Origin of the sequence: [Leptolyngbya] sp. PCC 7376 (assembly GCF_000316605.1) — a bacterium.
GTDB lineage: Bacteria > Cyanobacteriota > Cyanobacteriia > Cyanobacteriales > MRBY01 > MRBY01.
This window is the reverse complement of record NC_019683.1, coordinates 3,778,543-3,795,699: the sequence shown is the minus strand read 5'-3', so window position 1 is coordinate 3,795,699 and position 17,157 is coordinate 3,778,543. Positions and strand designations below refer to the sequence as shown.

Genomic DNA, 17,157 nt, shown 5'->3' with positions numbered 1-17,157 from the left:
TTCATCTAGCCTAGCGATATGGATAGGTTCTTGGGGTCGAAGAATTAAGACTTAATATGAACACCTAATAAAATCTCTTTGGGATTCCCTTGAGCTTGGTAGGTTGCATATAAAAGATAGGGGAAACCAAACATTCCACCAAGAAAAATACTCAGAAAGCCAAAGACAAATCCTTTTGCCGAGAAGCCTTCACGCCACGAAATCCAAGTTCCCAGCAGAAATAGGTGAATCAAAAAATCGGTATTGAACTGCGATCGCCAATTTAGATAGAGTAAATCCCCGAAGTAGACTGCGGGCCAATTAAACCCTTGACCAATCACGGCATAGATAGTGACCCCAAAGATTGCGACCGTTGAGAAAATCAGAAAAGTTCGTAATACAGTCATCAGCAATCATCTCTCAGCAACTTCTACATTTTAAGTAAATTAAACACGCTCTCAAATCCGATAGGCGATCGCCCATCATCTAAAAACTACGCTTATTAATCCCTTCCCAAATTTCCATCACATCAGATTGCTGACGTTTTTGGCAGCGTTCAACATAAAGTCTGGCAACACTATCTCCCGGATTGATCGCTAAAACTTCCTCAAATATAAATCTTGCGTCGATAAAATTTTGTTGGTGATAGGTCTCAATCGCTGACTCAAATAGTTGTTTTGTTTCAGTTTTTAATTGATTTTTCATTTCTCCATTATCACCATATAGCTCATAGATTAAAACCACCTCATTTTTGCCTTTCACTTTGACACGATCAAGAAATCTCACATTGTAATTAGCATCTTCATCAAGTTGATTTTTAGTCCGTTCACTAATTAAAATCTCAACGCCATATAGCTTTGTTAAACTCTCCAATCGTGCTGCTAAATTCACGGCATCAGCAATCACCGTAGTTTCCATTCTTTCAGGCTCACCTATCGTCCCAAGCATGAGATTTCCGAGGTGTAACCCAATGCCAATTCTGATCGGCACTAGCCCCGCTTCTCGACGGTCTTGGTTAAACAATACGACTCTTTTCTGCATGGCGATCGCCGCCTTTGCTGCACCATCCACTGACTTAGGGAAGAGCGCCATAATCGCGTCGCCAATATATTTATCGATGAAACCATGGTGCTCTCGAATTACAGGACTAACTCGACTTAAATAAGCATTAATAAAATCAAAGGTATCCTGAGGAATCATTTTTTCAGCCAATGTCGCAAATGACCGAATATCTGCGAACATAATTGTCATTTCTTGCTGCACTTGATTCCCAATCTGAACCTCAAGAATGCTCTCTTTATCTAGGAAATCAAGAAAGTCTCTAGGCACAAATTTTCCATAGGCCGAACTCAATTTTGCTAGATTCAAATGAGTTTTCATTCGAGCTAAAAGTTCTTGTTTTTGGATAGGCTTCGTTAAATAATCATTCGCACCAGCTGTAAATCCCTCAACAATACTTTCAACTTGATTTTTTGCCGTCAACATCACAATTGGTAGTTCATGAGCCAGAAACTTTTGCCGAAGAATGTGGCACACTTCATAGCCAGTCATATTCGGCATCATGATATCTAGCAAAATCAAATCAGGCAGCAGTCCATCATTGATAATATCTAAAGCTTCTTGCCCATTACTTGCTTCCGTAACCGCATAATCATAGGGAGAAAGATGATTAATTAAGACCTGCCGATTAATGGGTTCATCATCAACAATCAAAATCTTTAATTCCTTCTCGGAAGAACTCTCTCCACGCATCTGCGAGATTGGTTCTGGCGTAATAATGGGATTGAAATTTTCGTGGATTACTGAAACCGAAGGAGCATCATCATTTACTTTTTCTTGGGCAATAGGCAACGTAAATGTGAATTTTGAACCGACTCTCACCTGGGACTCGACCTCGATTTTGCCACGGTGCAACTCAACCAGTTTTTTGGTGACCGCTAGCCCTAAACCTGTGCCGCCATATTCTCTGGCTGTTGACCCTTCCGCTTGTTCAAAGGATTGAAAAATTCGGTCTAATTTATCCTCTGCAATGCCGATGCCTGTATCTAAAACGGCGATCGCCAATTCTTCTCTGGACTCTGAATGGATTACCTTTGCAGAGATTTCGACTGTTCCCTCTGGTGTGAACTTGATGGCGTTATTGATCAAGTTATAGAAAATTTGTTGTAGGCGATTTTCGTCGGCCTTTGCAGAGGGAATCTCTTGAGGAATCGCATTAACGAGCTGGATATTTTTTTGATTAGCGAGAGGCTGACTAAGGGTCAAAATAATTTGAGCCATACTTCTCACATCAACCGATGAGAGTTGGAGCTCAATGGTTTTATGTTTGAGCTTAGAGAAATCAAGGATGTCATTAATTAAGCTCGCAAGGCGGCGGCCACTAGAGACGACTAATTGCAGATTGGTTTGGGTTGATTGTGGCAATTCTCCTGTCACACCATCAATGAGAGATTCTGCAATACCAATAATTCCGTTTAGTGGGGTTCGCAATTCGTGGGATGTATTCGCCAAAAATTCATCTTTGAGTTGATCAAGACGTTGAAGCTCTTCATTCTTCTGAGCAAGGGTTTCTTTCTGAGATTCCAGCGCTGTAAAGGAATCCTGCAGTTGTGCCGCCATCGTATTGAACGATTGTTCGAGAGTATCAATCTCTTCAATATCGATAGCATTCGCTGCATCTAACTGTTTATCAAGGTCTCCATCGGCTAGCTCTTTTGAGGCTTCGGTTAAACGCGACACTGGTTGAGTAATCAGACGGGCGGTCAACACCCCAACAGTTAAAGCTAATCCTAATGCCGAAAGACTTAGGATTAGGGCATTACGTCGACCTGCATTAATCTGCGCCATAAAGTCAGATTCGGGCACAGTTAAGACAATTAGCCAGTCAAGATTTCGGTTTTGGAAGGGAGCAATTTGCACATATTGTTTTTCGCCATCCAGCTTGAAATCTAGTTGCTGAACATCTTGGATTTTGGTCAGATCAGCAAACTGATTATCTAAATACTCGGCAGTGCCTTTGATCGAGGCATTGTCACTATTCCGGGCAAAAAGTCGTTCTGTTTCCTCTCCTTCGCCCTCGGTCATCGATTCTGGCGTGGAGGTTGCAACGAGTTTACCGGAGCGCTCAATGATAAAAGCTGTACCATTTTCGCCAATCTCTAGCGTTTTTAAAAAGTTGCTCAGTTCCTGCGGTAAGAAAAAGTCAATGCCGCACACACCAACGAATGAATCATCGACGGTGCTATAGATGGGCATACTCGCCGTGACAGTCGGGACAAGGATCGAAAAATCAAGGTAGATATCGCTCCAGACTGCTTCTCCTGTTGCTTTGGCGGCTTCATACCAAGGACGAACGCGAGGGTCATATAGTTTGGTGATGAGTTCGGTGTTGGCGGTTTTTTGTCCTTCGCCATCAAGCTGAATGCTATGTCGAATAAATTCGGTGGATGGGTTTACAAATTGGAGTCTGAGTTTGGGCTGTTCATCCTCGATATAGCGAGCAACCCCCATAAATGCGCCATTTTCATCACCACAATAGATGTAGCTAATGTCTGGGTAAATCTGCATCTGCTGCCAGAATTGATATTCGCCCGTGGCGTTGAGAATATCGATATTACCTTGGGTAACCGTGCTGATATTTAGACGGTTAATTGTGTGGGGAATTTCGGCATAGGAAGCGAGTTTTTCATTGATGCGGTTCGTCAATTCACCACGGAGTTGCCCAGCGACTTCATTAACGGCTTCTTGTCCGCTACGGAAAGATAGGTAGCCGACTAATCCGACAGCTCCAAGGATTTGCAGGACAAAGGGAACGACCAGAATTGTGCGCAGACGAAATTTTTTATGGGTAGGCTTTTTGCGATCCATAGCTGGCAATGGTTTCACTGATTCTTGTGGCGATCGCCTGAATTAGATAACTCTCAGATCTACACGAGGCAAGCTTCACAAGTAAATTCTGGTATTACACCGCAAACTTTACTTTTACTATCTCAGCAAAAGTCATAACTCCCTTAAGTATGTAGTAATTCGAGGGTATCCAGCGCCATGCAGGATAAAATTTGCATTTCTCTCGACTTGCTCCCATAGTCTCAGTTTTTAAGCTCACTATCACTAAACTGTTGTTGATAGCTGTTGACATGGTGTGGAAAGAGATTTTCATATTCGGGATATCCAATACCGACTAACTCAAGCACAATCTCATTCAAGTCTGAGCAAACTGATATATAACCACCCATATATTCCAATACTTTTTGGTCACTGTTAATGACACGGAATTCTTTGCTCAAAGGTAATCGAATAATTCCACCTTCATTATTTCCTCCTAGTGAATCAATCAGGTTAATAAACTCGCTAACTTGCAATTCAAGACGTAAAACGCCTGAGACACAACCCATTGGAGGATCTCCACATTCAAACTCTGAGTACCCAATCATTATGTTTTGATATAAGAAAGAATACATTTCGTTCTCTACTTGGACTACTCGTTAAACAATCAAAACTTGCCTAGCATCTCCTATTAGGAAAACTCAACGCAATGCTCTTTTGTACTAGACACAGTGAGCATACTTCCAAAAACCCAAATATATTTTGAGTCAAAATCTTTAATAAATGGTTGAAGCTTTTTTAGTAAATTGTATGCATCAGACCATGAAATAGCTCTTTCTAACTCTTCAAATTTTGGTAAAACTATTCCAGTTATAGGACTTACATACTCAGATTTTATAAACGAAACAAGTGAAGCACTTTTATATGCCTTCATAGAACTAAAGGTGCCAGTATCCCTATTATCAACATTCAATATCAATTCATACTGATTGCCAGATATATCTCCATAAATGGCACTCAAAGAGCCTCCATTTCGATAAACACCTAGCGATATTAATTTATTAGGACTCGGTATCACTTGTATTTCTAACCAGAGCTTGTGGCGTCATCTAAGATAGTGCGCCTAATCTACATAAAATATTACCGCCCTTTTCCAAGCCCAAATGACTTAAACATCATCTTTCAGGAAGTCAAAGCCTAAATAGATGATCGTCTATTTAGACTTTATGGAAAGCTTGAAAGTATTTCAAAGCAAATTCATGAAACTGTATCCAAGGGGCGATCGCCAGACAATCCAATACCGTAAATCGATACTGGACTATTTGATCCGATTAAGAACAACAGTCAAAATCTTCGTCTCGACAATCAGACTCTCCAAAACAAGTTTTCCCGAGTTGAGTTTTGGCACATTGCCCCAAATAAGTTTGCTCTGACAAATAGAATGCTGCAAACTTCTCTTCAAAATCTTCCGACACCGATTTCTCAGCCAAGCCAGTTTCCAACAGCTGTTTTTGCAAGGCTTTCACTTTGGGAAACTGACAAATGAAATCGTAGCCAGAATACTACTCAATAATTGAAGCTCGATGCAGTAAAGGTAACTATGCAACATCTACCATCCCCAATTGATTACCGTCAAAGAATTTTTCATTCGCTAGCTTGGCTTCCAACTTAGCAAAAGCCTTAGATATAGCGTTTTCCAGATGAGTTAGAGGCAGTAGCAACAGTGAGTAAACCAATGCTTGATATGAGCGGGAGTTACTTGTTTGAGATTGAAGTCAAAATCTTCTAATAGCTGAAGATAAGTACATGGTTTATCTCCTTTTAGACCATTCTTGAGCTTTGACCAGCAGTTTTCAATGAGTGAAAAGTCAGGAGAATAAGATGGCAAATATATGAGCCGTGCTTTCTTTGATACGAGGAAGTAGCGAATCATCTCTCTTCCATGAATGCGAGCATTATCCATGACAACACAGGCTCCTTCCCATAGTTGTGGCACTAGATTTTTCAAGATAAAACCTTCAAAAGTAGAGCCATCAGTATTGCCATAGATAAAACGCCTTACCAGCATACCTTTGAGACTCAAAGCACCAATGACTGTTACATTTCTTTCTGTTTTTGTAGGTATCGTACCTCTCGCCCTTTGCCCTCTTGTGGCTCTAGCATGACTGCGCGTCAGAGCTAGATGTACTCCCATTTCATCTATGACAATCATATCTTCGACTTTCAATGTCCTGAGCTTTTCCCAGTACTCAGCTCTCTGAAGTTGAACTCTATAGCAGTCGCCAGATAGATTAAGAAACTCCATAATGGTATTGCAGACAGGCTCAGGATTGAGGTTCACATGACATATCAAACTAAATGACCACTGCTATATCTGTCCCCTTATTCACCAGACTTCAACAAGATTGAACAATGCTGGTCTTGGCTAAAAGTCGTATTCGGAAGCAACTCAGACATAGTCTATCCCTCAAAGATGCCATGGAGATGACTCTGCGTACAGAAACTTCTTAACCCTTTTGACCACTGCTATAAAGTCTCTGGAAAGGTTAGAGCATTCGAATCGATTGCTGATTCATGGCCTCAAATTCGAGGATGTTCCTGTCCCCTAACGCTCATAGATTCATCCCTCTATTCTGCAACGCCCTATTTCTTTATACTCTACTAGACCGGAATTTGCTGTAATGTGAAAAGAATGAGCAGCAAGATATCAGTTTAGGCTTACCATTTTGTGAAAAGAATTATGGTATTTGCTCAAGGCAATTTTGTGATCGAGAGCATACTGCAGCAAGGAACAACGGTTACAGTTTCATTTCAGAGGACTATTCGAAATCGATATCTCGCTTAAGGTTAATGGCGACTGGAAGACTTCAGAAGCGATAGACTAAAATTCATATTTGTTTAATCTCGGCGATCGCCCCTATGAAGCTACTTGTGCAGCCCCCGTCTATTCCCGATTGTGCATGGCAACGTCCCATTGGGTTAGGTTGGGAAAATCCCTATACGGTGCGTTACGCGAGTAATCTCGATGATGGGCCGTGGCATGGGATGCCTCTCGGTGGATTTGGGGCTGGCTGTATCGGGCGATCGCCACGCGGTGATTTTAATTTATGGCATCTGGACGCGGGAGAGCATACTTTTCGGAATGCTGGCGCTTGTCAATTTGGTGTCTATGAATATGTTGAGGGCGGCGAAGCTCAAGCCTATGCAATGGCGACGGAGCCACCTGATGATGGCACGCTAGAAAGTTGGGATTGGTATCCCACAGAGAAAGGGACATATTCAGCGTTATATCCCCGCAGTTGGTATGAGTACAAAGATGTTTTTAATGTTGAGCTAACCTGCGAGCAGTTTTCGCCCATTGTCGCGGAAAGTTATCAAGAGACAAGTTATCCAACAGCTATTTTTGAATGGTCTGCTCATAATCCCACCGATAAGCCAATTACGGTCAGCATTATGATGAGTTGGCAGAATATGGTCGGCTGGTTTACGAAAGCAACAAAAACGCCCAAGGTTGAGCTACGAGATGACGGTTCACCAGTTTATGAATATCAATCCCGGTGGGGTGATAGCACAGGTAATCTCAATCAGTGGATTCAAGATCGCTATCGAGTGGGATGTCTATTAACGCGTGTGCGTCCCCACGATCAAATTAGTGAAGGGGAAGGGCAAATTTGTTTTGCAACGGTGACCAATCCAACCCTTGAAGTCTTCTATCACAACCGTTGGAATCCGTCGGGTGATGGTCGTGATGTTTGGAATTATTTTGCGGGCAATGGTTCGCTACCCGATGTCGAAGATGAAACGCCAGCCTCCCCCGGTGAACAAATTGCTGGGGCGATCGCCGTGCGGTTTACGGTTAGACCCGGTAGAACGAAAAAGATTCCATTTTTCCTAGCATGGGATTTTCCGGTGATGGAATTCGCGCCAAACATTACTTATTTTCGACGTTATACCGACTTCTTTGGGCGTAGTGGCCACAACGTCTGGTCAATTATTCGCACTGCAATGAAGCATAGTGATTTGTGGAAAGAGCGCATCGAAGAGTGGCAAAAGCCTTTTCTGAGTCGTGCAGATCTACCAGATTGGTTCAAAATGTCGTTGTGCAATGAATTGTATTTATTGGCACAAGGCGGCAGTCTTTGGACGGCGGCGACAGAGGATGATCCGGTAGGTCAATTCGGTGTGTTGGAATGCCTAGACTATTCTTGGTATGAAAGCCTCGATGTGCGAATGTATGGCTCTTTTGCGTTAGCGATGTTGTGGCCAAAATTAGATAAATCTGTGTTGGAAGCATTCGCCCGCGCCATTCCGAGTAGTGATGATACCCAGCGAGCAATTGGCTACAACAAATTAATGGGTTACGACAATTTCATGGCTGCCCGTAAACGTGCTGGGGCAACGCCTCATGACCTCGGTGCCCCGAATGAACATCCTTGGGAAGCAACAAATTACACGGCATATCAAGATTGCAATCTCTGGAAAGATTTGGGGGCAGATTTTGTCTTGCAGGTTTATCGTGATTTTGTGATGACAGGCTCGAAAGATACAGAGTTTCTCTGGTCTTGTTGGGAAGGGGTCGTTCAGGCGTTAGATTACCTCAAAACATTTGACTTAGATTGTGACGGCATTCCCGAAAATGGCGGGTCACCTGACCAAACATTTGATGACTGGAAACTGAAGGGCATTAGTGCTTATTGTGGTGGTCTTTGGATTGCAGCTTTAGAGGCGGCGATCGCCATTGCAAATATCCTAAAAAATAAGGCTAGCATCTACGAAGAGCATCAAAATCAAGTGAGTACTGAGGAATTCGAGGCGGCGATCGCCAAATACCAAGATTGGCTCAAACAATCCCGACCGCTTTACCAAGATACTCTCTGGAATGGCAGCTACTACACCCTTGATACAGGCAGTGATTCTAAAGTTGTGATGTCAGATCAACTCTGCGGTGAATTTTATACTCAGCTTTTAAACTTGCCGAATGTCAATCCAGAAAATAGAACAGCGATAACCTTACAAACCATTTATGAAGCTTGTTTTCTCAAATTCCATGATGGCCAATTTGGTGCGGCTAATGGTCTAAATCCTGATGGCTCCCCTGAAAAAGAAAACGATACCCATCCCCTCGAAGTTTGGACAGGCATTAACTTTGGCATCGCGGCCTTTATGATTCGGAATGGTATGAAGGATGAAGCTTTAAAAATGACTGAAGCAGTTATCCATCAAGTCTATTCAAATGGTTTGCAGTTCCGTACCCCTGAAGCCATTACTGCCAACAATACTTTTCGGGCTTGCCATTACCTTCGGGCAATGGGAATTTGGGCGATTTATGATGCATTAACTTAAGCCGAAATCTTACTAATTTCAAAGGCTTTATTTTGCAACATGCCAGCGATCGCCACCTTCTTCCTTCGCCTTCTCCACAGAAATATCAACTGACCCAATCCAATCAGCAAGCTCATCATCTTCAGCAGGCATTAAACTTACAATCCCCATACTGATGGTGACATGATCAGCGATGGGCGAATCTTGGTGGGGAATCGCCAGTCCATTAATTTTTTCTTTAATGATCTTGGCTAAATCAATCGCCTTTTCTTCCTCGATGTTGGGCAATAAAACCCAAAATCTTGCCCATGCAGTTCGCGCAACACATTCCCCGGCCCGTTTCACCATACCGTCTATTGCTTGGGCAATCGTGTATAAAGAATCATCTGTCGTCATCTCACCGTAGGCTTTTCTATATTGCTCAAAACAGTCCAAATTACAAGCAATTAAAGACATCGATTGTTGATTGCGCTTAGCCCGTTGAAACTCCTGCTCGACCAAGGGCATAAACTGTTCTTTTGTCATCACTTGAGTAAGTGGATCTTTCTCTCTAACCTGCCGAAAAAAATCCAAATCCTCTGCAATTCTTTGTTTTAATTCTTTGTTCTCTGCCCTTACTTTTCGTAGAACGAACAGCAAACAGATAATGATAATGGTGAGTACGATAATGACTGGCATGGGCGGTTATAACGTTACGAAATTACATTTAGAACAACGTTCGATCAAAAGGGAAAAAGAAATTTTTTATATGGCTCAGAAAAAGAAAAGCACCATTCGTTTTTTTGTAAATTAAGTATCCAGCGATAGGAACATAAAACGATTACGACCGTTTTCCTTCGCTTGATAGAGAGCTTTATCCGCCATTTTAATTAACTCTTCTGGAAGAGTTACTTCTGTTGGAATGACCGTAGTCAAACCCAGACTGAGAGTCACATAGGGTGCTGTAGTAGATGCACGATGCTCAAGGTTGAGATTGCTAATAGACTCCTGAATTAAACTGGCAATTTTTGTGACCTGTTCAGCATTAATGTTTGGCAATAGAATGATAAATTCTTCACCGCCACATCGAGCCGCAAGGTCTCCTGCGCGCTGAGTATAGCTTTTGAACACCTGAGCAACAGCATACAGGCAATCATCGCCAGCCTGATGACCATAGGTATCATTATATTTTTTGAAATGGTCAACATCGCACATAATCAGCGAGATGTGATGTTTTGCACGGGTTGCTCGCCGTAATTCTTCGCGAAAGACTGTTTCAAAGTGTCGACGGTTAGCAAGGGTTGTGAGGCAATCTGTTGTAGCTAGTTCCTGAAGTTCTTGGGTACGCTGAGCAACTTTGTCCTCTAAATCTTGATTTACGCTGCGTAGCCGACTAATGACAATAAAAATGCCGGCGATCGCCAAAGAGAGAATAATCGTCAGCACAAAAGAAATCGTTTTCAGCCCATCCTGTGCGATAAGCATAATCGTATCCAGTGGCTGGGTAATCTCCACAACACCACGCACATCTCCCACTTTCCAATCCTTTTTCGGACTAATATCCAAAGAGTTATGGCAAGCGACACAACTTGGTTCCATCACCACAGCTTCGGCATAACGAAAGGAAACGTGATTGCCTACTTGGTCTTTGCGATAGAAAGAATCACCAGGATGCTGTCTGAGATAAACTAATGCATCTTTCTCAAACTGATCTCTTGGCCCACCCGTTGCTTCCCGATTTGGAAATGGATAATCACTATATAAACGAAACAACATCCCTGGCATCTCGTCACTGAGGAGTTGCCCTAGCTCAATCGTAAAAGTTGCAGGATTGGGAATACCTCCCTCGATCTCATGATATTTCGCATCAACTGTCACATTATCGAGATCTTTAACCCGCCCAACTACATTACTGCTGTAAAGTTGCCTTGCCTCATTTAGCGTTTTAACAGCAACCTGTGCATAGTGCATTGCCTGAGAATCGATCAAATTAGCCGATAGTCGATAAGTCCCGATATAGGCAAAACTTAACCCAAGCGCCAAAAGACCAATGAGAATGAGAATGATGTATCGATTTAGTAGTCGAAAAAGCTGACGACTGATTTTTTTTAGATGACGGCTGAGCCTGCCCATTGTGTCTTTACTAAGAATGTATTGGACTCCATCAATTTTAGATTTGGAACATCCCACCAATAAATATTAGGAGTCCTGGAGAATTTCTGGCATGGGCGTATATTCCCCAATGGCGTAGTCCTGCATCGCAATCAACTCATTTAAAGCTGTCACTCGTTTGGCGGGTGCTGGGTGACTGGTTAAGAAATCCCAGTCCGCTCCAATGCTTTCGGACAAGCGTTCAAAAAAGTCTGTTGCCCCTGCCGCTTGACCATAATTTTTATAGAGTAAATCAAGGCCATATTTATCCGCTTCTTTTTCTTGGGCTTGGGAAAAGCGAGTACTACTGACGATCTGTGCAGCATCAGCAATAAAGGTAACATCTCCAAAAATTGTGGAAACAACAGTTCGAATCACAAGGGCTTTACCGATACTACGAAGGTGATCACGATTGGCAAAGTGACCAATTTCGTGGCCTAAAACCATCATTAATTCGTTTTCAGATTCCATTTGATCAAGCAAGCCCTGATAGACAAGAATCGTATCGCCCGGAATTGCCCCTGCATTGACGACATCTGTGGGGATATAGAGCACGTTATAGTCGCGATTGGCCTTCGAGTCGGCAGGAATTTGAGCCTCCAATTGATCCACTAGCTCATTAAGTTTGTCTTGTTGAGGAGATTCAAGGGACTGAGGTTCATAAATTTGAACGATCGCCTGACCCAGTTGCCGCTCCCAACTCACAGGCATCTGGACAATCAGCCAACTCACCAAAAAGTTAAATAACCAGATCAATAAAATTATTAGACAGAGAAACATCCCACCAAGGGTAATGAGCTCTTTTGCTTCTGGGGGTTTGTTGCGATCGCTCCACTGTGAGTCTGGGTTAGGGTCTTGGGATTCGCTCATGGTTTTTTATGGTTTGCGACTTTCTCGCTAGGCTAATTCATTCCCTAGGGTCGTTATCTGCGGCAAGATCTTGGCAAAGGCTCGACCACGGTGACTAATTCGATTTTTGAGATCGGCGGACATCTCTGCAAAGGTCTGTTGATATTCTGGCACATAGAAAATCGGGTCGTAGCCAAAGCCACCCTCGCCCTTCATTTCCCGTAAAATTTTGCCAGGACAAATGCCCTCTTCAGCAGCAGCAATGGTGCCATCCGGTCGAGCGATCGCCACCACACAGATAAATTGTGCTAAGCGTTGATCATTTTCACCTAATTCTTTTAGTAGCCGATCAATACGTTCTTGATTTGTTTTGCCATACCTTGCCGAATACAATCCTGGCGCACCATCGAGAGCATCTACTGCTAAACCAGAATCATCGGCGATCGCCCATTGACCCAGAGCTTTAGCGACTTGCGATGCCTTAAGCTCAGCATTTTCGAGAAATGTCGTGCCTGTTTCCTCAATATCCAATTCTGCTGGCTTGAGCTGCAAATCCCAGACCGTATCATGCAAATATTCCTGCATTTCCGTTACCTTGCCCGGATTTCCCGTCGCCACCACAAGCACCGCCATCACATTTCCTCTAGAGAATCACGCCTCATTCTAGAAAAATTCCTCAAAAAAAAAGACGGTATGAAACCGCCTGTTACAAACTTATGCTGTTGAGTGTTGTTTGAAAATTAAAATTTCCGGGATTGTCTCTACTGGAAAATACCAATTACGCCATGGCCAGTGAAAACTTCGAGAAGAAGTAAAGAAGCAAAACCGATCATCGCAGCGCGGCCATTGAACTTTTCTGCATACTCAGTGAAACCAACGCGAGTGTTTTCTTCAACAACGATGTTGGGCTCAATAGCAAAGTTGTTTAGCTTACCTTGCTCGTCGATGATGCCGCCTTTCATTTGCTGTGCCATGGGTAATAAATCCTGTAGAGATAAATAAAATATTTTTTATGATGCCAACAGCTTAACAAAACTTTGTAATGTTTTGCAACACAAATTACCTTGGGCTTGACATCACTGCTTTTTGTGTGCGTTTTGCTATGGGCTTTTAACTCAATTATCCAGATAAGAACATATTTCAGGAAAAATAGAGGCTCTCAAATAGGGTGATCAAAAAGTTTCTACAGGATAAAAGCGCTAAGGGTGGTGTGAGATGTGATTTTTCCTTACACTAGTAACCTAATACGTTTTTCTTGGCGATCGCCGCAAAGTTATGACACAAACCCTCCTTGATCGTATGCCCACGAACCCCATCTTTAACCCAGATGGCAATGATGACGTTTCTAATCGCTCTGTGTGGTTCGGCGAAACAACGAATTTAATGCAGCTCAATGATGTGCGTTATTCCTGGGCGGTCGGTTTGTATCAACAGATGCGGGAAAATTTCTGGATTCCCCAAAAACTCGATATCACTCAAGATGTCACAGACTATTGGAATCTCACCCCTGAAGAGCGTCGTGCCTTTGATGGCATATTGAGCTATCTAACATTCCTCGACTCAGTTCAAACTTGTAACCTTCCTCACATTAAAAGCTCAATTACAGCACCAGAAATTAGTCTCTGTATGGCGGAGCAAATTTCCCAAGAGGGAATGCATAACCAGTCTTATCAATACATGATCGAGACGATTATCCCCAGTGAACGTCGCTCTAATGTCTATGAATTTTGGCGGACAGACAAAGTGTTGCGCGATCGCTGCGAATATATTGCGGGCTACTATCAACGCTATATCGACAGTCCTACCCCAGAAAACTACTTCATGGCTTTATTAGCCGACTACATGCTGGAAGGGATGTATTTCTATAACGGCTTTATTTTCTTTTACAATCTTGCATCACGGATGTTGATGCCCGGTTCGGCTGACATTTTCAAAATGATTAACCGTGATGAGTTGAGCCATGTGCGCCTCTTTCAGAAACTGATCCCCGAAGCGATGGCAACCTTTACACATTCAGAAGATCAGATCTACGAAATGTTTGATCGCGCCGTGCAATATGAATGTAAATGGACAAACCATATTGTCGGTAATGACATTTTGGGCATTACTGAACAGAGCACCGAAATCTACACGAAATATTTGGCAAATATGCGTCTCAAGGCAATTGGCTTAAAGCCTTTGTATGAAGGGGATCTCTATAAAAAGAGTCCTTACCGCCATCTAGAAAGATTTTCTGATACGAAGAAAGCAGGTAATACCAAAGCCAATTTCTTTGAGGCTGGTGTCACGAGTTACACAATGTCATCTGGGGTGACGGGCTGGGATGAATTTTAAGGTTTGCTCATAACACACATCATAAAAAGTATGACTGGAGGCGATCGCCACTTATTTTATTTCGGTGACCGAGCATTAAATTGTGTTATTGAATCGGGTTGCAGGAATACCTGTATATTATAGAATTGGCGTTACGCCAAAGTTCCGTGAGAGGAGGAAAGAGCCATTCCTGAACCACTAAATCTGACGGTAAGTTTGAGAGGAACTTACGAAGTCATCGACAACAAATATCAAATTTTCCGCTTAACAGGTTTACTGGATGCTTTTTCAGAGCCTGTCTTCACCTCTGTGATGAAGCAGCGGATTGATGCGGGTCCAAGCACAATTATTTTGTCTCTAGCGCAAATTGATTTTGTGGATAGCTCCGGGATCGGTGCCCTTGTGCAGATCGTTAAGTATTCGCAAAATGCTGGTGGTACGATGCAGCTGGTCACAAATCCCCGCGTGACTCAAACGGTTAAGTTGGTTCGTCTAGAGAAGTTTCTCTCTCTTCGCTCCTCCATTGATGAAGCAGTCGCCAATCTTGATTAAGTGACAACTCACCGCTGAATCAAAACACCAAATTACAACTTTCATTATTTTTGTTCACGCCATCAATTTCAGATGAACATCTCAAACAGTTGTCTCCTACTGCTCTAGCCTATGTAGGAGACGCTGTTTATGAATTATTTATTCGCTGTCACTATCTCACACCACCGAATCGGATTCGGACTCACCATCAGCGAGTCGTTGCTGAAGTTAAAGCAGAAACCCAAGCTGCTTATCTTAATATTTGGGAACCCTTATTACAGAGCATAGAACTTGACATCGTTCGGCGCGGCAGAAACACAGCGTCAGGTAAACCAAAACGAGTCAGTATCGATATTTATAGGCGGGCTACAGGTTTCGAAGCATTAGTTGGTTATTTATATTTGACAAATCATGGGCGGCTCACAGAATTATTTGCCCTTTTACCTTTAAAACAACATTGACCTGCTATAGTTGTTAGTCTTTGATTTTTTTCCGTTGTTCACTAGTAATGCAGTTTGGCTTAGAGATCTCCGATATTTGAGTTAAAGGAGTCTAAAGTTTGTTACTGGCGATCGCCGCGAATTGAAATTTTTCGATCCAGTTTTTTCACAGAGATAAACCCAACCCAAACCAATGAGTAAGCCCCATCGTTCGGAGTCCGGTAAGAAATACGGCAAACCTTCTTTTAATAAGGGGGGCAGCGGCAATAAACCAAGTAAACGATACGGCAAACCATCCAACCGCGATGACCGAGGCGATCGCCGTGAAGATGATCGTCGGGGTGGCGGTCGCTACGATCGGGATAATAATCGCGGTAGATACAACGATGATGATCGTCGAGGCGGTGGCCGCTTTGATCGAGATAATCGGGGTAGCCGAAATGATGATCGCCGTGGTGGTGGTCGTTACGATCGAGAGAATAATCGCGGTAGATACAACGATGATGACCGTCGAGGCGGTGGCCGCTTTGATCGGGATAATCGGGGTAGTCGAAATGATGATCGCCGTGGTGGTGGTCGTTACGATCGGGATAATCGCGGTAGATACAACGATGATGACCGTCGAGGCGGTGGCCGCTTTGATCGGGATAATCGGGGTAGTCGAAATGATGATCGCCGTGGTGGTGGTCGTTACGATCGGGATAATAATCGCGGTAGATACAATGATGATGATCGTCGAGGCGGCGGCAATCGTTCTTATGGGCAAAATAAGCGTCGGTTTGAAGGCGATCGCCCCCGGCCAAACAATCGAGAGAAGCCCAGAACGAAATATGACAATGACAATGGCAAAGTTTCTGCGGAGAATTCATCCCATGATGGTCTTCAAACTACAAATGCAGACACAGACAATACCGATAACGATCTAATTTATGGTCGTCATTCCGTTTTTTCCGTTCTTGAAAGCGGTCGCACCTTTAATAAGATTTGGGTGACTTCGAAGCTCCGCCACTCTTCAAAATTTCATACTTTATTACAACAAGCGAAATCTCAAGGCTGTGTCATCGATGAAGTGAACATGACTCGCCTCGACTATCTCACCGAGCGCGGCGTTCACCAAGGCATTGCCGCCCAAGTTGCGCCCCATGAATATATGGAGTTGCCTGACCTCATTGAGCAAGCAAAAGCAGCAACAGAATCCCCCGTTATTGTGATCGCTGATGGAATCACTGATCCCCATAATCTCGGTGCAATTATTCGTACCGCCGAAGCAATCGGAGCCAATGGCATCGTGATCCCCCAACGTCGTGCCGTCGGGATCACGTCCACAGTGGTGAAAGTAGCCGCTGGTGCCATTGAGCATTTTCCTGTTGCTCGAGTGATTAATCTCAGTCGTGCGATGGAAGAACTTAAAGAAGCGGGCTTTTGGATTTACGGAACTGCTTCGGGTGGCAGTAAAACATTACACAATATAAAATTCACAGGGGCTGTAGGATTAGTTATCGGTTCAGAAGGTCAAGGTTTAGGCCTCCTAACCCAAAAGTGTTGTGACGAGCTTGTTTCTATCCCAATGGTTGGCAAAACACCCAGTTTAAATGCTTCCGTTGCAGCGGCGATCGCCCTCTATGAGATTCATCGTCAAAAGCTGACACAACAGACCACAATAAATCTTGCTGATACACCTTAAGAAGGTTTTCAAAACCGAAAATAAGGTATATACCAAAAATAGGAAAGAACCGTTACTAAGGATTCTTCCTCGACTAAACCACCC

At 43.2% G+C, this 17,157-nt stretch carries 16 protein-coding genes and 1 pseudogene; 6 read left to right on the top strand and 11 right to left on the bottom strand.

Features of this window, described 5'->3' with window-relative positions; translation table 11 throughout:
- Window positions 1-44: 44 nt before the first annotated feature.
- The 6 genes from LEPTO7376_RS17155 to LEPTO7376_RS17130 form a co-directional block, all read right to left on the bottom strand.
- Entirely contained in the window at window positions 45-386 is a 342-nt protein-coding gene (locus LEPTO7376_RS17155; protein WP_015135389.1) for a hypothetical protein, read from the bottom strand.
- A 79-nt stretch (window positions 387-465) separates the two neighbouring features.
- On the bottom strand, window positions 466-3,864 hold the full coding sequence (locus tag LEPTO7376_RS17150; RefSeq protein ID WP_264308911.1) for an ATP-binding protein: 3,399 nt from the start codon (window positions 3,862-3,864) through the stop codon (window positions 466-468).
- A 203-nt stretch (window positions 3,865-4,067) separates the two neighbouring features.
- A complete protein-coding gene (locus LEPTO7376_RS17145; RefSeq protein WP_015135387.1) occupies window positions 4,068-4,373 on the bottom strand; it encodes a hypothetical protein in 306 nt (101 codons plus the stop codon).
- Window positions 4,374-4,495: 122 nt separating this feature from the next.
- The gene (locus tag LEPTO7376_RS17140; RefSeq protein WP_015135386.1) at window positions 4,496-4,825 is read right to left on the bottom strand and encodes a hypothetical protein; all 330 of its coding nucleotides are present in this window, start codon (window positions 4,823-4,825) and stop codon (window positions 4,496-4,498) included.
- Between the two features lie 310 nt (window positions 4,826-5,135).
- Entirely contained in the window at window positions 5,136-5,321 is a 186-nt protein-coding gene (locus LEPTO7376_RS26965) for a hypothetical protein (RefSeq protein WP_216700252.1), read from the bottom strand.
- 188 nt (window positions 5,322-5,509) lie between these two features.
- On the bottom strand, window positions 5,510-6,016 hold the full coding sequence (locus LEPTO7376_RS17130; protein ID WP_160148496.1) for a transposase: 507 nt from the start codon (window positions 6,014-6,016) through the stop codon (window positions 5,510-5,512).
- A 153-nt stretch (window positions 6,017-6,169) separates the two neighbouring features.
- Between LEPTO7376_RS17130 and LEPTO7376_RS25855 the strand changes: the two genes are divergently transcribed.
- Entirely contained in the window at window positions 6,170-6,292 is a 123-nt protein-coding gene (locus tag LEPTO7376_RS25855; RefSeq protein ID WP_083891224.1) for a transposase, read from the top strand.
- A gap of 431 nt (window positions 6,293-6,723) precedes the next feature.
- Window positions 6,724-9,147 (top strand): GH116 family glycosyl hydrolase, encoded by a 2,424-nt coding sequence (locus LEPTO7376_RS17125; RefSeq protein ID WP_015135384.1) that lies wholly within the window; start codon window positions 6,724-6,726, stop codon window positions 9,145-9,147.
- A gap of 27 nt (window positions 9,148-9,174) precedes the next feature.
- On the opposite strand, the gene LEPTO7376_RS17120 is transcribed toward LEPTO7376_RS17125, so the two are convergent.
- The 5 genes from LEPTO7376_RS17120 to LEPTO7376_RS17100 form a co-directional block, all read right to left on the bottom strand.
- On the bottom strand, window positions 9,175-9,804 hold the full coding sequence (locus LEPTO7376_RS17120) for a diguanylate cyclase domain-containing protein (protein WP_015135383.1): 630 nt from the start codon (window positions 9,802-9,804) through the stop codon (window positions 9,175-9,177).
- 111 nt (window positions 9,805-9,915) lie between these two features.
- Window positions 9,916-11,238 (bottom strand): diguanylate cyclase domain-containing protein, encoded by a 1,323-nt coding sequence (locus LEPTO7376_RS17115; protein WP_015135382.1) that lies wholly within the window; start codon window positions 11,236-11,238, stop codon window positions 9,916-9,918.
- Between the two features lie 66 nt (window positions 11,239-11,304).
- Window positions 11,305-12,126, bottom strand: coding sequence for a M48 family metallopeptidase (locus LEPTO7376_RS17110; protein WP_015135381.1), 822 nt, complete (start codon window positions 12,124-12,126; stop codon window positions 11,305-11,307).
- Window positions 12,127-12,153: 27 nt separating this feature from the next.
- On the bottom strand, window positions 12,154-12,738 hold the full coding sequence (gene rdgB, locus LEPTO7376_RS17105) for an RdgB/HAM1 family non-canonical purine NTP pyrophosphatase (RefSeq protein WP_015135380.1): 585 nt from the start codon (window positions 12,736-12,738) through the stop codon (window positions 12,154-12,156).
- 128 nt (window positions 12,739-12,866) lie between these two features.
- A complete protein-coding gene (locus tag LEPTO7376_RS17100) occupies window positions 12,867-13,079 on the bottom strand; it encodes a CAB/ELIP/HLIP superfamily protein (protein ID WP_015135379.1) in 213 nt (70 codons plus the stop codon).
- A 325-nt stretch (window positions 13,080-13,404) separates the two neighbouring features.
- On the opposite strand from LEPTO7376_RS17100, the gene LEPTO7376_RS17095 reads away from it, so the two are divergent.
- The 4 genes and pseudogenes from LEPTO7376_RS17095 to rlmB all read left to right on the top strand — a co-directional run.
- A complete protein-coding gene (locus tag LEPTO7376_RS17095) occupies window positions 13,405-14,439 on the top strand; it encodes a ribonucleotide-diphosphate reductase subunit beta (protein ID WP_041765816.1) in 1,035 nt (344 codons plus the stop codon).
- Window positions 14,440-14,622: 183 nt separating this feature from the next.
- Window positions 14,623-14,970 carry an STAS domain-containing protein gene (locus LEPTO7376_RS17090; protein ID WP_041763875.1) on the top strand — a complete coding sequence of 116 codons (348 nt, stop codon included), beginning with the start codon at window positions 14,623-14,625 and terminating at the stop codon, window positions 14,968-14,970.
- 89 nt (window positions 14,971-15,059) lie between these two features.
- Entirely contained in the window at window positions 15,060-15,410 is a 351-nt protein-coding gene (locus tag LEPTO7376_RS17085; protein ID WP_225901120.1) for a Mini-ribonuclease 3, read from the top strand.
- Window positions 15,411-16,209: 799 nt separating this feature from the next.
- Window positions 16,210-17,073 (top strand): annotated as a pseudogene (rlmB, locus tag LEPTO7376_RS28735) (23S rRNA (guanosine(2251)-2'-O)-methyltransferase RlmB); the annotation flags it as partial.
- Between the last annotated feature and the right edge of the window lie 84 nt (window positions 17,074-17,157).

What these genes read in the sequence shown, in the direction of transcription:
- LEPTO7376_RS17100 (WP_015135379.1), bottom strand. Translation starts at nt 13,079, where the DNA reads ATGGCACAGCAAATGAAAGGCGGCATCATCGACGAGCAAGGTAAGCTA.
- LEPTO7376_RS17110 (WP_015135381.1), bottom strand. Translation starts at nt 12,126, where the DNA reads ATGAGCGAATCCCAAGACCCTAACCCAGACTCACAGTGGAGCGATCGC.
- LEPTO7376_RS17125 (WP_015135384.1), top strand. Translation starts at nt 6,724, where the DNA reads ATGAAGCTACTTGTGCAGCCCCCGTCTATTCCCGATTGTGCATGGCAA.
- LEPTO7376_RS17155 (WP_015135389.1), bottom strand. Translation starts at nt 386, where the DNA reads ATGACTGTATTACGAACTTTTCTGATTTTCTCAACGGTCGCAATCTTT.
- LEPTO7376_RS17120 (WP_015135383.1), bottom strand. Translation starts at nt 9,804, where the DNA reads ATGCCAGTCATTATCGTACTCACCATTATCATTATCTGTTTGCTGTTC.
- LEPTO7376_RS17145 (WP_015135387.1), bottom strand. Translation starts at nt 4,373, where the DNA reads ATGGGTTGTGTCTCAGGCGTTTTACGTCTTGAATTGCAAGTTAGCGAG.
- LEPTO7376_RS17095 (WP_041765816.1), top strand. Translation starts at nt 13,405, where the DNA reads ATGCCCACGAACCCCATCTTTAACCCAGATGGCAATGATGACGTTTCT.
- rdgB (WP_015135380.1), bottom strand. Translation starts at nt 12,738, where the DNA reads ATGGCGGTGCTTGTGGTGGCGACGGGAAATCCGGGCAAGGTAACGGAA.
- LEPTO7376_RS17130 (WP_160148496.1), bottom strand. Translation starts at nt 6,016, where the DNA reads ATGATTGTCATAGATGAAATGGGAGTACATCTAGCTCTGACGCGCAGT.
- LEPTO7376_RS17115 (WP_015135382.1), bottom strand. Translation starts at nt 11,238, where the DNA reads ATGGGCAGGCTCAGCCGTCATCTAAAAAAAATCAGTCGTCAGCTTTTT.